The organism is Cupriavidus sp. GW822-FHT02D05 (assembly GCF_058802485.1).
This window is the reverse complement of record NZ_JBXAOE010000012.1, coordinates 158,674-175,237: the sequence shown is the minus strand read 5'-3', so window position 1 is coordinate 175,237 and position 16,564 is coordinate 158,674. Positions and strand designations below refer to the sequence as shown.

The 16,564-nt window shown below is 64.3% G+C and carries 10 protein-coding genes; all 10 read left to right on the top strand.

The window, feature by feature from the left end; genetic code table 11:
* The first annotated feature begins 74 nt into the window (after positions 1–74).
* A complete protein-coding gene (locus tag AC1RQK_RS17935; protein ID WP_492810253.1) occupies positions 75–422 on the top strand; it encodes a hypothetical protein in 348 nt (115 codons plus the stop codon).
* Positions 423–677: 255 nt separating this feature from the next.
* Entirely contained in the window at positions 678–1,676 is a 999-nt protein-coding gene (locus tag AC1RQK_RS17930) for a fimbrial protein (protein ID WP_492810251.1), read from the top strand.
* A gap of 434 nt (positions 1,677–2,110) precedes the next feature.
* Complete coding sequence (locus AC1RQK_RS17925) at positions 2,111–3,085, top strand: fimbrial protein (RefSeq protein WP_492810249.1); 975 nt, start codon at positions 2,111–2,113, stop codon at positions 3,083–3,085.
* A gap of 361 nt (positions 3,086–3,446) precedes the next feature.
* The gene (locus AC1RQK_RS17920) at positions 3,447–5,132 is read left to right on the top strand and encodes a ShlB/FhaC/HecB family hemolysin secretion/activation protein (RefSeq protein ID WP_492810247.1); all 1,686 of its coding nucleotides are present in this window, start codon (positions 3,447–3,449) and stop codon (positions 5,130–5,132) included.
* Between the two features lie 375 nt (positions 5,133–5,507).
* Positions 5,508–7,490, top strand: a complete 1,983-nt coding sequence (locus AC1RQK_RS17915) for a two-partner secretion domain-containing protein (RefSeq protein ID WP_492810245.1) — start codon at positions 5,508–5,510, stop codon at positions 7,488–7,490.
* Between the two features lie 169 nt (positions 7,491–7,659).
* The gene (locus tag AC1RQK_RS17910; RefSeq protein WP_492810243.1) at positions 7,660–8,538 is read left to right on the top strand and encodes a hypothetical protein; all 879 of its coding nucleotides are present in this window, start codon (positions 7,660–7,662) and stop codon (positions 8,536–8,538) included.
* Between the two features lie 638 nt (positions 8,539–9,176).
* Positions 9,177–9,971: a hypothetical protein gene (locus AC1RQK_RS17905; RefSeq protein WP_492810241.1), complete on the top strand. Its 795-nt coding sequence runs from the start codon at positions 9,177–9,179 to the stop codon at positions 9,969–9,971.
* Positions 9,972–10,357: 386 nt separating this feature from the next.
* A complete protein-coding gene (locus AC1RQK_RS17900; protein WP_492810239.1) occupies positions 10,358–13,552 on the top strand; it encodes an autotransporter outer membrane beta-barrel domain-containing protein in 3,195 nt (1,064 codons plus the stop codon).
* Between the two features lie 212 nt (positions 13,553–13,764).
* A complete protein-coding gene (locus AC1RQK_RS17895) occupies positions 13,765–15,069 on the top strand; it encodes an amidohydrolase (RefSeq protein ID WP_492810237.1) in 1,305 nt (434 codons plus the stop codon).
* Positions 15,070–15,255: 186 nt separating this feature from the next.
* Entirely contained in the window at positions 15,256–16,539 is a 1,284-nt protein-coding gene (locus AC1RQK_RS17890) for a PDZ domain-containing protein (RefSeq protein ID WP_492810235.1), read from the top strand.
* Positions 16,540–16,564: the final 25 nt, after the last annotated feature.

Sequence of the window (16,564 nt, the reverse complement as noted above, 5' to 3'; positions counted from 1 at the left end):
GGGCACGCTGCCGCGCCCTCCCGATTTCCGGTTTCCGGTTCGCAACGACTTCGCAACGACTTAAGGACTTTCAGATGCGCTCTTCGCACTCATGGCAGTTATGGCAGCTTGCCTCGAAGGGCAGCGGATACTGCGCGCTGGCGACCGCGTCCCTGGCAAGCCTGCCGCCGCAGAAGCAGGACATGGCCCGGAACATCGTGGCCGGGCTCCTGCCACGCGACCGCTACTCCGACATCAAGGCGGCGCTATTGGTCCTGGTCACACTGGAGTTGGGCAACGCGTCGGGCGACAGGGTGCGCGATGGAGGCCGCCCGCAAGCCGCCGGCACCGCCGTGGGGCGAGCGCTGCACTACGTCTACGCGCCCTGGAGCCTGCAATTTGCCTATCGCCAGCTCAATCACACTGGCCCGCTGCCTCGCTGACGGTTGATCGCGCATGGGCCCGGCTGACAGGCGCGGCGGGTCATCGATCGGGAGCATCTTGCCCTCGACACGCCAAGGACGCAGCGTATTCACGTCGGCGGCACGCGTTTTAGTACGCGTCCAATTTTAAATGGCCTGCAATCCCGATAGCATCCGAGATCAAGCGCGTGCGTCCCGTCCACGCAATGCATGATCCGAAAAATGGGAGCACAACAGTTTCCCTCGTTTACAGAAGGGGCAAGGAAAATTTCTGCTATGCAACAGTTCCATCAAATCCTGCGCGGTCTCGCTGCGCGACTGATCCCGGCAATTGTTCTTGTCGTTTTCGTGTCGTTTTCGCCGAAAGCGGCGGCTACGCTCTCTCAGATGACGGCGTTCGGAACAACGCTCAACCTGCCGAACAGCTTGCCAGCAGGCACCGTGGTCAGTCGCTACACGATTCCGTTGAGTCAACTCTGCAGCCAGGCGCGGTGCCCGGTTGATTCGATATCGCTCTGGCCGAACGGCGGGGGTGCAACCAACCCCGGACCGCTAATCCAGACCAACGTATCGGGGATCTCGGCTCAGCTGCTGGTCAACGGCCAGCCCGTCACCGGGTTCAACGTCAACGCCAGTCCTGGCAACGATCTCATGGTCAAGTCGCCACTCGAAGTGCAACTGGTGCGCGACAACCGCCCGCTGTTGGCCGGCAGCCTGGCGGGCCAGCAAGGCGGCAACCCGTCCTATTTCTATGTGTGCCTGCGCCATGATTGGTCAACCACTGGCAAAATCTGCACCTCTTACGATACCGGTCTCGCGATCGCTCTGGCGGCCACCGTCAGGCTGGTCAACGGCACCTGCGCGACGCCGGATCAAAGCGTCGCGCTGCCCTCGATGGTCTTGTACAAGTTCAAGGGCGTAGGATCGACCGGCGACCAGTCGGGCACGAAGGGGTTCGACCTTCGCTTCAACAACTGCCCGCCCGGCTTCGCGCGCGTCGGTTACACGCTCACCCCGATCGGAGGCCCGCTGCCCGCCCTCGCCGGCGCGCTGCCGGTCGCCGGCGGCTCGACGGCGAAGGGCGTGGCGATCCAGATCACTGGCACGAACAGCACGCCCGCGACCTTCAATCAACGGTTTGCGCTCAGCGCCTATAACAGCTCGACCGGCGGCTCGTACACGATCCCGATGAACGCGCGCTACATTCAAACCGAAGCAACGGTCACGCCCGGCACGATTTCCGGCATGATGTCCGTGCTGGTGGATTACCAGTAGGCGCGCACTGTGCGCGCAGCATGCCGTCGCGGCGACGGGCATGCCGCGCAGTCACTGACACCGCATGCGGCCGCCGAGACCACCGAAACGACACGCCGCCAGGCGCGGCAGGTTGACGAGGCGCTGACGCGCGCCTCGTCCGCGTCGCCGGTGCTGTCGGGCAGCGAAGCGTCCCCGCACGCGACACTCGCCTTTCCCGCCGAGTCGCCGTGTTTCGCTATCTCGCGCCTTTCGCCTATGACGGCGACCGTATCAGGACGAAGCGTATTCACGCCGGCGGCACGCATTTTAGTACTCGTCCGATTTTAAATGGCCTGCAATCCCGATAGCATCCGAGATCAAGCCCGCGCGTCCCGACCACGCCATGCTTGATCCGAAAAATGGGAGAACAACGATTTCCCTCGTTGACGGAAAGGGCAAGGAAAATATCTGCTATGCAACAGTTTCATCAAATCCTGCGCGGTCTCGCTGCGCGACTGATCCCGGCAATCGTTCTTGCCGTTGTCGTGTCGATTTCGCCGAAAGCACTCGCGCTCACCATTGTCACTGCGTTCGGATCCACGCTTAACCTGCCGAACAGCTTGCCAACAGGCACCGTCATCAGTCGCTATACGATTCCGTTGAGTCAACTCTGCGGCGTGGCATCGTCGTGCCAGGTTTCCAGGCTAGCCATTTATCCGAATGGCGGGTCTACCACTGCACCCGGACCGCTAGTCACGACCAACGTATCGGGCATCTCGACTCGCCTGCTGGTCAACGGCCAGCCCGTCACCGATTTCTCCAGCAACGGTAGCAACTTCCTCATCGTCAATTCGCCACTCGAAGTGCAACTGCTGCGCGACAGCCGCCCGTTGTCGGCCGGCAGCCTCGCGGGCATGGCCAGCGACCCGTCCTATTACTATTTGTGCTTGCCCGGCAGCACCAACTGCACTCCGACGAGCAATGGTCTCGCAATTAGGCTGGCGGCCACCGTCAGGCTGGTCAACGGCACCTGCGCGACGCCGGATCAAAGCGTCGCGCTGCCCTCCATGGTCTTGTACAAGTTCAAGGGCGTGGGATCGACCGGCGACCAGTCGGGCACGAAGGGGTTCGACCTTCGCTTCAACAACTGCCCGCCCGGCTTCGCGCGCGTCGGTTACACGCTCACCCCGATCGGAGGCCCGCTGCCCGCCCTCGCCGGCGCGCTGCCGGTCGCCGGCGGCTCGACGGCGAAGGGCGTGGCGATCCAGATCACTGGCACGAACAGCACGCCCGCGACCTTCAATCAACGGTTTGCGCTCAGCGCCTATAACAGCTCGACCGGCGGCTCGTACACGATCCCGATGAACGCGCGCTACATTCAAACCGAAGCCACGGTCACGCCCGGCACGATTTCCGGCATGATGTCCGTGCTGGTGGATTACCAGTAGGAGCGCACTGTCCACTCCGCATGCCGCACGCCGTCGCGGCGACGGGCATGCCGCTGTTTGAAGGCGTGATCGAATCCGCCCGTGCTGCCGCGCCGGGTTTTCTTGCAAATTCCGCCGCATTTTCAAACTTGTCCGATTGTCTTCCCTGCCCAAGACACTCAGAATCACACTCAGAATCCTGTTACTTCGCTAACGACAGCAGCGACGCGCGATGCACGACACGCACGCGCGACACAAGACACCAAACGCAACACACAGCGACTGCCACCCTGGCCCATCAAGCGGCTCAGGCATTGGCGGGCTAGCGTTTTTGCAACAAACCTGCGCCTGTGTTCCAGGCAACGCGCGCAGCATGGGCAACATGAAATCCATCCATATTATCGGCGGCGCAGTTGCGCTGCTCCTGCTTCGGGCCCCCGCGGCCACCGCACAGTCACTGACACCGCATGCGGCCGCCGAGACCACCGAAACGACACGCCGCCAGGCGCGGCAGGTTGACGAGGCACTGACGCGCGCCTCGTCCGCGTCGCCGGTGCTGTCGGGCAGCGAAGCGTCCCCGCACGCGACACTCGTCTTTCCCGCCGAGTCGCCGTGCTTCGCTATCTCGCGCCTTGAGTGGAAGAACGCCGAGGCGTTCGCATGGCTGGTGCGCGCCGTCCAGGTGCAGGACGTGTGCATCGGGTCCGAGGGCATCACCCGCCTGCGCGACCATCTGCGCTACCTGCTCATCGAGCGCGGCTACGTCACCACGCAAGTGCTCATCGGCCAGCAAGACTTGCGCGCCGGCAAGCTGGAGATCGAGCTTGTGCCAGGGCGCATCGGCAGCATCGCCGAGACCGGCGACGCGCCGGGCCGCCGCCAGATGGCGATGCCGATGGCCGAAGGCGACGTGCTCAATCTGCGCGATCTCGACCAGACACTGGAAAACATCCGCACCGTGGCCGGCGACGCATCGGTACGGATGGTGCTGGAGCCGGGCAAGGAATTTGGCCAGACCGATCTCGCCATTCACCATGCGCCCGAGGTGCGCCGCTGGCGGGCCATCGTCACCGCCGACAACTCGGGCATCGACGCGACCGGCAAGAACCAGCTCGGCGGCGTCCTGGTGGTGGATTCCCCCCTGCGGCTGTACGACCAGCTCATCGCCACCTACAACAACGACGCGCACTTCGGCAACCGTAGCGTCGGATCGCGCGCGATGGGCCTGCAATGGACGGTGCCGTATGGCTATGGCTCCTTCTGGCTGGGCGCGAACCAGTATGACTTCCTGCAGACGATCGCCACCAGCGCCGGCAACCTGCCCTACACGGGCCGCACGCGCACGTTCGAGGTAGGTGCCAGCCACGTGGCTTACCGTACCGGCACCATGAAGGGCACGGTGCGCGCCAAGCTGTCGCGGCGCTCGGACGACGTCCGGCTCAGCGATTGGCCGATCGGCGTGCAGACGCGCGACATCACCGGCTACACCCTCAGCTACGCCCACTATCAACGCGCGCGCCGCATGACGTTCACCGGCGGGCTCGGCCTGCGCGGGAGCATTCCCGCGTGGTCGGCCAACAGCGGCTATGTGAGCGGCAGAACGCAATGGAGTGGCCGCTACAGCATCCTCAGCGCCAACGCGAGCGTCGACGCGCCCTTCTCCGTCGGCAGGCAACGCTTTGGCTATCGCGCCAGCATGAATGCGCAGGCAGCGCCGAATGCGATCCCAGCAACCGAGATGCTTTCGATCGGCAGCCGGTACAGCGTGCGCGGCTTCGATGGCTCGCGCACTTTGGTGGGACAAAGCGGATGGGTGCTGCGCAATGAAGTCGCGGTGGCGATCGGGAACACCGGACAGGAAGCCTATGTGGCGGCCGACGCGGGCGCCGTGGGTGGCAGCGTGACGCGCGAGCTCGCCGGGCGAACGCTGGTTGGCGCGGCACTCGGGGTGCGGGGCGAGTACGGCAAGGTTGGCTACGACGTGTCGGTCGGCATGCCGGTGGCCAAGCCGGCCGGGTTCGAGGCCGCGCGGGTAACGGTGGCCGTGCAGCTATCGATGAAGCTTTGACATTGGGTTCGTCGGGGTGTCGGGTTTTGTGTGTTGTTAGTCGTGTGTCGTGTGTCGTGTGTCGTGTGAGTCGATTCACCGCCGGGCTGAATCCCGCGCCGCCGTAGCTCCCCTCTCCCACTTCATGGGAGAGGGGAGCAAAACAGCGTTTTTCTTCCGGCAACTCCAGCCCGCATGCAGTACCCACACCAATGCCGGATGAACGGAAATTGCCTTGATCCACAACCTGAAGGAGGAAGCCAACCACAGCCATTACTGAATCTCCAACACCCTGACCCGGCATGCCCGCCCCCAAATCGGCACAGATCTCCGTATGCCGGCGGCCTGCCGTCTCTCACTTTACTTACCATGGTCCAAATGATGAAAAAGACATCCATGATTGCCCGCCCGCCCCGCTGCAGCACCTTGCTGAGCGCCCTGTTGCTGGCCGTCCCAGCGCTTCACGCCTCCATGGCATCCGCACAGATCAGCGCGGCGCCTGGCGGCCCGGCTATCGGCGCGACCGCCAATGGCGTGCCGCTCGTGCAGATCAACGCGCCGAACGCCGCCGGCGTATCGCACAACCAGTTCCAGAACTACAACGTGGGCGCCAATGGCCTGGTGCTCAACAACAGCGCCAACGGCGCTGCCACGCAGATCGGCGGCAATGTCGCGGGCAATGCCGCGCTCGCCAATGGCGCCGCCGGCGTCATCCTGAACGAGGTGGTCGGCAATTCCCGCACCATGCTCAACGGCACGACGGAAATCGCCGGGCAGCGCGCCGCGCTGATCGTCGCCAACCCGAACGGCATCTCCGTCGATGGCGGCAGCGTGCTGAACGCTTCGCGCGTCACGCTGACCACGGGCACGCCGACGCTCACCAGCGGCGGCTCCGTGTCCGGCTTCACGGTGGCCGGCGGCGACATCGCCATCACCGGCAGGGGGTTCGATGCCAGCACGGTGGACAAGGTCGACCTGCTGTCGCGTTCCATGAAGATCGACGCGGCGGTCCGTGCCAAGGACCTGATCCGCGCCGTGGCGGGCCGCAACGATATCGCCTATGACGGCGACCGTATCGATGCCGAGCAAACCAAGGGGACCGATCACGTGCCGGTGCACGCCATCGACGTGGCCGCGCTCGGCGGCATGTACGCGAACGCCATTTCGCTGCGCAGCACCGAAGGTGGCGCCGGCGTGAACATCGCAGGCAAGGTGCAGGCGCTCACCGGCGACCTGAAGATCGAGAAGACCGGCCTGGTCATCACGACGGCGGATCAGGGCGGTGGGAAGGCCAGCGACGACAAGGCTGGCGGCGAAACCGCCAGCGCCGAAGTCGCCCCTGGCTTCGTCGTCGCCGGGAAGGCCACCGAGGACAAGATCAGCGTACGGGCCGGCGCGCAACTGCTGGCGGCGGGCGCCACCGATATCCGTTCGAACAGCGTGGACAATGCCGGCGCAATCAGCGGCAAATCCGGCGTCTCGTTCAAGTCGGCGGTGCTGATCAATGACGGGACCATCACGTCGGACGGTGACATCAAGCTGAACACGGCCACGCTGCGCAACACGAAGACCATCAAGGCCAGCGGCACGCTGACGGCCGATACTTCCACCATGACCAATGGCGCTGACGGCACGATGGAATCGGAGCGGGACCTTTCGCTCAAGGCTGCCACCCTGACTAACGATGGCGTGATCCGTTCCAACGCCGGCAACCTCAACGTGGATGCCGTAGCCACCAGTAACAACGGTACGCTCGCCAGCGCGACTGGCACCACCAAGGTGAAGGCGACGACGTTCACGAACTCCGGCAAGATCACCGCGAGCCAGAATCTTTCGGTCAATACAACGACCGCCAGGAACGAAGGCACGCTGTCCAGCGAGCACGGCAACCTCGACTTCTCCAGCCTCACGTTCACCAACGTGAACCGCTTGTCCGCCAAAGAGGGCAAGGTGAAGGTGCAGTCGATGATCTACTCCAACTCCGGGACCATTGAGCAGGCCCCGCTGGTGGCGCAGGTCAAGCCCGTAGAGCCGTCCAAGCCCGTGGAGCAGGCGAAGCCCGTGGCGCCGACCAAGCCGGTGGAGCAGGCTAAGCCCGTTGAGCCGACCAAGCCGGTGGAGCAGGCCAAGCCCGTTGAGCCGACCAAGCCGGTTGAGCAAGCCAAGCCCGTTGAGCCGGCCAAGCCCGTGCAGCAAGCCAAGCCCGCGCAGGTCTGGCCCGGGCAGCAAGTCTGGCAGGCGCAGCAGGTCTGGCCAGCACAGCAGGTCTGGCCCGTACAGCAGGCCTGGCCCGTGCAGCAGACCTGGACCGTGCAGGTGCCCGTAGCCAACCCCTGGTGGCAAGCGACGCCCATCAGCTGGAATACGCGCTGGTACTGACCTGCTGAAGACATCCGTCGCATAACGCGGCGCGGATGAGAGAAGGAAAGGCGGGCGCCGGGACGGCGCCCGCCTTTCGCCGCCATCTTGATTCCGCAGTCCATCATGACCAGCGTGAGGAGCGCCCGCTGCGGCAGGCGTGCGTTGACGCCGATCAGAGAGAATTTCTATGAAAACCTATGTCGTGGACATGAACGTCCTGCAATGCCCTGACTTTGCCGCGAAAATCCGAGCGGAAGCCGAGTCCAGGTTTGTCATTCCAGATGTCGCCCTGGTTGAGATGTGCAAGCACGAGGACTGTCGGTTGACCATGAAACTGGCATTGCAGGTGTTCTCCCCGCACATCGATCAGGTGGCGGTTTCTTTCAGCGTGGGTGAGATATCCAATACGGAGTTGAACTCGCGTTGCCCTTCCACCCCGGATGGAATCCTATCTTCCGAGTTCACGAGTTTAGTTGGCAATCTGATAACGGATCTCGCAAAAGACGAGAACGATAAGGCCAACGATAGCATTCAAAAGAGATTCAGCGACGCAAGAGCGTCTCTCCTGGGCAAAGATCTGGATGCAGCCAATGCCAGACTCCGCACCGAGCAACTTCTGGAAGTATTGCATCAAGGCCTGAGGCCTAAGCTCATCGCTTCCATCCGAAGTCCAAATCTGAGTTGGCCACGCTTTCTCGCCTTCGTTCAGGTGATGTCTGAGATCTTCTTTTTGAAGATGCTTAAGAAAGATCACGGCATGGAGGAAATTGACGCACTCCGCTTCATCGCCCGGAAGCCGATGTACCTCCGATACAATTATCTGCTGGCAAGGCACTGCCTGATCACGATAAGAAATGGGGGGAACGTCGCCGCGGCAGGGAAGGAGCTCAACCATCAACTTGATCTGGACTATGTCTTGATCGCATCGTACTTCGATGGCCTTTTGTCCCAGGATAAAAAGGTAAACGAAGCACATCGCGACCTGCTCGCGATACTTTCCACTTCCTCCGGGGAAGCCAGAGAACGGGCGATGGATTGGTTCGAGGAGATCGGTCCCCCAGACTGATCGCGGTATGTCCCGGTGTTAAGCGAGAGCGGACGTCTCCGGGATCGATTGCTACGCTTGAAGAACCGTTATTGACAACGGAGCTCACGCTCAAGGGGCGCTGGGCAAGGTCGCCGGCTGGTGGTTCATGGCCGAACTCAGCCGTCGGACCGATCCTTGAGCAATACCGTCACCCTTGCCGCTTCAGCTCTCCCATGCTGCAATCCGGAGCTGACATAGCCGCCCTTCTTCGCGCCAGTAAAAAAACCCAGGCTGCCACGGGGATAACAGCCTGGGGCGCGATTGCGGGTTGGAGGGGGGTACCCACTCTGCAAAGGTCGATCATCGGCACATAGGGGTATGCCGACAAACAAAAGTCTAACGAGGTTTCACGGTTCAGGAAATCGGATAAGTCTGAATTTCATGGCGCGATCAATCGGATAAGTCCGAAATGACTAAGCCCGCCAAAGATGCCACATCCTCAGTCCACGCGTGCTTCGAGGTACAGCGCGCGGAATTCGAGAGCCGGGCCTGGCGTTGCGCAGAATCAGACTTGTCCGATTTTCGACTCATATCAGCAATGCTAGTATTGCCCTTTGACCAGCTTCGCCCGGATCGACCGGCGGTGTTGCGTCGCTTTTGCGCTGCAGAGGTGAGCCTTGCCTGATTCCGTTATTCCTTCCCAACTCGATGTGCCGCCACCATGGGGCACGCGCTTCGATATACGCGATACGCTTGCTGCGTACCGTGCCGAGGCCGTCAAAGTGCATCTTGCGGCCACGGCCCCCACCCAGGCGCGGGCGTTGCGCCGCGCGCGGCTGCGCGGGCTGGCTGCCGGCACGGTGGGCTGCGGCACGGCCGCGGCGGCGGCGTGGCTGTTGGCGGCGTCGTTGACAGGCCCCGCTCCCGCGCCCTTGCCTGCACCCTTGCCCGCATTCAAGCCTGTGTCCATGCCCGAGTCCTCGCCTGCGCGATCGCCAGCAGCAGATGCCGGGCTGCAAGCCGCTGTGGCCGAGCGGCCGGAAGCCGTGGCTGCCGTGGCTGCGGCGGTTGACTCGCCCGCGCCTGCGGCGCCTCTGCCCGCCCCTTTGCTGGCTGAAGACGCAACCACCAGCAAAGCCAACAGCACAGCCATCAGCGCAAGCAACGGCACAGCCACCCGCGCCGCCACCAGCCCCATCGCCGCTGCGGTCGAGCACACCGTAGCCCGCAGGCATTCGTATGCCGAGCCGGTTCCTGCCAGGCAAATGGCCGCGCACAGCGCCAGGGCGCCGGCAGCCTATGACGCGGGCGATAGCGCGGACAGTAACGCGGACAATAACGCGAGCTACAGCGCCGGCTACAGGCTGGCTGTGCCGGCGTACAACGCCAGCTCGCGCCCGAGCGCCGTGGCCTATCTGCCGCCCGACTCGCATATCACGTTGCATGAGCACTCCCGGCTGATCGACGAGTGAGGCTGCGGCCTTCCACTTGCGCCGATTTCATCGGCTCCGCCCCGCTCGCCGTGGCACAGAGACTGGCCGCGCGCCAGGCGAAACGCGTGTCGCTCCCGGCCAGCATCCCGACATCGGCTTTTCCAGGCGCCCGCTGCGATTTCGCTGTCGATTTCGCTTTCGGTCGAGCAATGCGCCGTGCCTGGAGCGCGCGCCGTGGCGTTAAGCACCCTGCTTTTCGTACTTGTCTGATTCAAATCTGGTGAACGCGTCTCTAGAATGGACCGGCGAATCAAACTCTTTCAACGCTCCCCTTCAACGCTGCCATACGCGCTTCATTATTTTCATTAGCCGATTCAGGTCTGGTGCATTTGGTATTGGGGGTGGAGCAAGCCGGACACTCCTCCATGAAACTGCAACCAACTCGAATTTCCGTCGCCATCCTGACACTGCTGTTCCCGGGCATTCAACTGGCCACGGCGGCGACGGCTTACCCCAGCATCGATCTTTCCACACCCGATGGAGAAACGCGGGTGCTCGTTCCCGGTGACACGGTCACGCATGCGGGCGCCGGCACGGCGGTCAACATCAGCGGCGCCAACAACGCCCTCTCGGGCAACGGCGTGAGCATCCAGTCCGGCATCGCGGGCACGAGCGTCGGCGCGCAGGGCGTCAGCGTCAGCGCCGGCGGCACCCTGGCACTGTCCGACAGCAACCTCACCGCACTGGGCAGCTTCGAGGCCAATGCCTTGGTCGTGCGCGATGCGGGCAGCACGGCGACCCTGAACGACACGCGGATAAAGACCGAGGGTCAATATTCCCACGGCGTGCACGCCATCGACGGCGGGCGCGTCGAGATGACAGGCGGCTCGGTTTCCACCCAGGGTGACGAAGCCCATGGCCTGAATGCAGCGGGCACGGACGCCGTGATTACCGCCCACAAAACGCAAATCACCGTCCTTGGCGATGGCGCCTCGGCAGTCCACGCAGCGGATGGTGCCAGCGTCGTCCTGGATCAGGCAAAGCTCAATGCCACCGCCACCACGCATTGGGGCGGCAAAGGCATCAGTGTCGACCGCGGTACCGTGACCGCCACCAACACCGACATCGTCTCGGTCCGCGGCACTGGCATTCACGCGTCCGGCGGCAGCGTCTCGTTCTCCAATGGCACCATCGACGCGTATCGCGATGGCGTGTATCTCACCAGGGCCGGCGGAGCGGAATTCACCCCGTCCACAGCCGATTTGCGCGATGTGGTGGTGCATGCCGAGACGGGTTCCGGCATCGATGCAAACGCTGATGGCGTCCATGCCAGGCTGGAACGCGTGCAGATCAGCAGCAATGGTTCGAACGTCGCCGGCATCCGGGTTCCGAGCGAGAGCGTTGTGGTGGCCAAGGACGTCTCCATCAGGATGAGCGGGGAAAAAGGCGTGGGCGTGGAAAACCGGGCGGGCACAGTCACCATGGACGGCGGCTCGATCACCACGCGTGGCGAAAGCGGGCACGGTATCTACGTCTCCGAACTCTATAGCGGCAGCGGCAGCAGCGCGACGACCACCGCGCGCGGCGTCGCAGTCGAGACCTTCGGCAACGCTGCCATCGGCGTGGTCTCGCGCCTGCCCGGGTCCAACGTCGTGCTCGAAGGTGGCTCGGTCACCACCCACGGCCACACCGCCTACGGCCTGCTCGCCAACGCCGCGCGCCTGGATGCGACAGGTACCATCGTGCGCACCGTTGGTGACGGTTCCCACGGGCTGATGATGGGCCGCCAGGGCGCGCAGGTCAGCCTGGACGGCGTCGACATACGCACCAGCGGCACAGGCGCCAATGGCATCCTGGCCTACTCGAACACGCCCGGCGTCGACAACACGATATCGATCCGCAACAGCCATATCGAGGCCGCGAACGGCAATGGCATCACGGTCGAAGGCAGCGGCCTCACTGCGAACCTGGTCGACACCACGATCATCGGCAAATCCAGCAGCGGCGATGGCGCCTTGCTGTACGTGGACGAACGGCGCCCCTCCTCGCCAGACGGCGATGTGGTTGCCGCACGCGATGTGCAGCTCAACGCGCAGCGCAGCCACCTGGAGGGCGACGTGGTGCTCGACAGCGGGTCGGCCAGCGTGAGCCTGCGCGACCACTCCGTGCTGACCGGCGCCCTGCACAACAACGCCGGGCGGATGGTGGACACGCTGAGCATCGACGGCAGCAGCACCTGGCGCGTGCGCGGCAACTCGGCGGTGGCGCGCCTGGACAATGCGGGCACGGTGTCATTTGCCACCCCGGGCAGCGCGTTCAAGGTGCTGGACGTGACCGGCAACCTCAGCGGCGGCGGCCTGTTCGAAATGCGCACCGACCTGGGCGCCGGCCAGGGCGACCTGCTGCGCGTCGGCGGCACCGTCTCTGGCGATCACCGCGTGCTGGTGGCCAACAGCGGCGCCGAGCCGATGGCCGGCGGCGGGTCCCTGAGGATCATTCAGACCGAAGGCGGCCCGGGGTCGTTCACGCTCGCCAACCGCGATCAATTGGTAGATGCCGGCACCTATCGCTACGCGCTGAAAAGCAGCGATACGGTCGGCGGGCGCGCCACCGACTGGAGCCTCGTCAACAGCGGCGAGCTGTCGCCGGAAGCGGTGGCGCCGCCAGGGCAGTCCGAGATTGCGCCGCCTGGCCCCGAAGACCTGTCCACAGCCGCCAACGCCGCCATCAATACGTCCAGCGCCGGCACCGCGCACGCGATCTGGTACGCCGAAAAAGGCACGCTGGCCAGGCGGATGGGTGAGTTGCGCCAGGGCAAGAACGAAGGTGGCGTCTGGATGCGGGGTTTCGGCGAGCGCCAGAAGCTCGACAACCGCGGCGGCCGCTCGTTCGAGCAGACCGTGGGCGGCCTGCAGGTCGGCGTCGACAAGTCCCTGCCGGTCGAAGGCGGGCGTTGGTACGTCGGCGGCATGACCGGATATAGCTCGACCGACCGCCGTTTTCGTGACGAAGGCACGGGCGGCGCCGATAGCTACCACTTCGGCGGCTATGCCACCTGGCTGGCCGATGCCGGCTGGTACGTCGACGGCGTGTTCAAGGCAAACAAAATCCAGCAGAACTTCGCGGTGGTGGCGACCGACGGCCAGTCGGTGAAGGCCGATTCCCACCAGAACGCCATCGGCGTGTCGGTGGAAGCCGGCCGCCAGGTGCCGTTCGGCTTGGGCTGGTTCGTCGAGCCGCAGGTGGAGCTGTCGATGCTCCGCGCCAGCGGCGCCAGCTACCGCGCCAGCAACGGTCTGCAGGTCGATGCCGACAGCGGCAATTCGATGCGTTTGCGCGTTGGCTCCCTGCTCGGCCGCAGCATTGCATTGGCCAATGGCGGCACCGTGCAGCCCTACGTCAAGCTGAGCCTGTCGCAGGAGCTTGACGGCAAGAGCACGGTACGCACCAACGGCGTGGCTACCCGGACCGACCTGTCCGGCGGCCTTGCCGAGCTGGGCGTGGGCGTTGCCGCGTCACTGGGCACGAACCACCGCCTGTACGCCGACTACGGGTACGCAAGCGGCGCCAGGCTGGACAACCCGTGGACGGTCAGCATGGGCTACCGGTACAGCTGGTGACCACAGTGACCACAGCCCCGTACCCAAGCCCATATCGGGCCAGGATGCCAACGCGTGGTTGCGCGTGGTTGCGCGTGGTTTCGTGAGGCTTGGTGAGGTTTCGTATCCCCGGCTCTGACATCAGGAAGAAAGGAGAATCCCAGGTGCAAGAAAAAGCCCAGAAGAAAGTGCAACAAAGACGCACGTTGGCTCGCCGTGCGGCGGCGGCCGCCATGCTGCTTGCCGCAGTCAATGCCGGTGCCGGAACATTGGCGCAGCCCAGCGAGCCTGGCGCCGGACGAGCCACCCAGCTGAACGGCCTGGTGGCAACCATGTATCCCGAGCTGGACGCCTTGTACAAGGATCTGCACGCGCACCCCGAGCTTGCATTCGCCGAGACCCGCACCGCATCGCGGCTCGCCGGGGAGATGCGCGCGCTCGGCTTCGAGGTGACCGAGAACGTGGGAAAGACCGGCGTGGTGGCCCTGTACCGCAACGGCCCGGGCCCGACCATCATGGTGCGCACCGACATGGATGGCCTCCCCATGGAGGAGAAAACCTCTCTGCCCTATGCCAGCAAGGCAGTCACCACGTGGAACGGGCGCGAGAGCTTTGTTGCGCATAGTTGCGGCCACGACTTGCACATGGCGACCTGGGTAGGCGCCGCGCGTGCCCTGGTCGCCATGAAGGGCCAGTGGCGCGGCACCCTGATGTTCGTGGCGCAGCCGGCTGAAGAGATCGGCGCCGGCGCCAGGGCCATGCTGGCCGACGGGCTGTTCAAGCGCTTTCCCAAGCCCGACACCGCGCTTGCCTTGCACACGGATCCCCGGCCTTACGGCACGATCAGTTACAGCGTGGGCCCGATGACGTCTGCCGCCAGCTCGTTCGAGATCCTCTTCAAAGGCCGTGGCGGACACGGCTCCGCACCCAACAAGGCGCTGGACCCGGTCATCATTGCCGCGCGATTCGTCACGGATGTGCAGGCCGTGACGAGCCGGGAAAAGGATCCGATGGCATTCGGCGTGATTACCGTCGGCGCGCTCCAGGCAGGAAGCTCGGGCAACATCATTCCCGACAGCGCGGTCTTGCGCGGCACCATCCGCGCTTACGATTCCGGGGTCCGGGAATTGCTCGTCGACGGGGTACGGCGCGTTGCGCGGGCATCGGCAAGCGCGGCCGCCGCCCCTGAACCGGAGATCACGATTACCGACAATGGCCTCGGCGTGGTGAACAGCGAGACGGTGGTCGCACGCGTCGAGGCCGCGTTGCAGGCGGGCCTGGGCAAGGACAAGGTGGCCCGTACGCGGCCGCTCACGACCAGTGAGGATTTCGCGGAATACGGCGGCGAGGGCGTGCCTTCGATGTTCTTCCTTGTGGGTGTGCTCGACCCAGAAGACGTCTCGGCCGCAAGCAAGCGCGGCGGCAAGCCCCTGGTGTTCAATCACTCGCCCTACTTCGCCCCGGTGCCCGAGCCGTCGATCAAGACCGGTGTCACCGCCATGAGCCTGGCCGTGCTTAGCCTGCTCCCCGCGCCCTGAACGCGCCCTGAACGCGCCTTGAACGCGCCTTGCCGTGCGATGCTCCCGTCGGCCTGCTATCTGCCTGAGGATCATCGCCCTTGCGCCGGCTTGCCCAGGTGCTGGGCGAACCAGCTTGCAGCCGCGCGGCTGGCGTCAGGCCATCTTCGGTCGCGACGATCATCAGCCATCAGAAAGGACGAACCAATGCAATCGACAATAATCAGCGGTGCCACGCCTCACCGTGCCGTGCACACGTCGCGCAAGGCCGCACGGCGCGGCAGCAAGCCGATCTTGGCCGCAGTCCTTGCACTGCTATCCCAGATGCTGATCGCGTCACCCGCGTTGGCAGCAAGCGAATCGGCCGACGCCACGGCGGCCGCAGTCGCCTCGCAGGTGACCAAGCGCGACGGCAAGTACTACCTCTACAAGAACGGCAAGCCGCTCAATGACACCGGCTACGACCGTCTGGACATCGAGTTCCCGGGCCTGGCCAAGGCCCGGCTCGGCTCGCAATACGGCGTGCTTGACGCGAACACGGGCAAGCTCGTGCTGCCCTTCATCTACCAGAGCGTCCGAACCGAAACGCTGAACACCATCGGCTTGATCCAAGTGCGCAAAGACAATCTGACGAGATTCGTCGACAGCAAAGGACAGCCGGTCAAGGTGCCCGCCTATGACGTAGTCGCGGATTTCAATGGAGCCGGACAGGGGCTCGCCGAACGTGCCGGCAAACTGTTCATGCTGACATTCAGAGACGGTCAATTGCGCAGCGAGGACGCGGCGCCGCAGTACCTTCCGAGCATCATCGTGCCGCCCGGACTGCGGCAGCGCCCGGCAAATCCGGGCGGTCCGCTCAACGGCACCTACGTACCCGCATCCTATCCGGATCTGAAGACCGCATGGGCCGCGTGGCGCAAAGGGCAACTTCGCGAGCCAGCTCAGCCGGCGATCGTGGTGAAGGGCGACATCGCGTATGTGTCGTTCGGCATCCTGGCCGACCCGCCGTTGCCGATGATGTTCAATACGATGGGCGCGTGCCAGAACGAACAGGGCTTGGCGTTGTTCGATACGATGCGGGCCGAAGGATGTGCATCGGCGGAGAAGCCGACGTTTCACTTCCAGCGCGAGCGTGACGGTTCGCTGCAGTGCACCGACTGTTATCCCGCCATGCCGGGTAAGTGGCTGAAACTGCCGGCTGCGACGCAATCGCTCGTCGGCATCGGTATCGTCATCGCCACGCCGCTGAATAGCACGGGTGCGCTCGTGCACGCTGTAATTCCCGGCGCGCCGGCTGAACTCGCCGGCGTGAAACCAGGCGACCGGATCACGACGGTCGACGACCGGTTGACCTCCGCGATGTCGCTCACCCAGATCACGGATCTGATTCGAGGTCAGGCGGCGACTTCTGTGAGGCTGGGCATCGAGCGCGAAACGCAGCGTCTGGAACTGAATGTCGAGCGCAAGGCGATCGTGGTCGAAGCAGACTAACGGAGGATCTATTGCTCGCACTCGA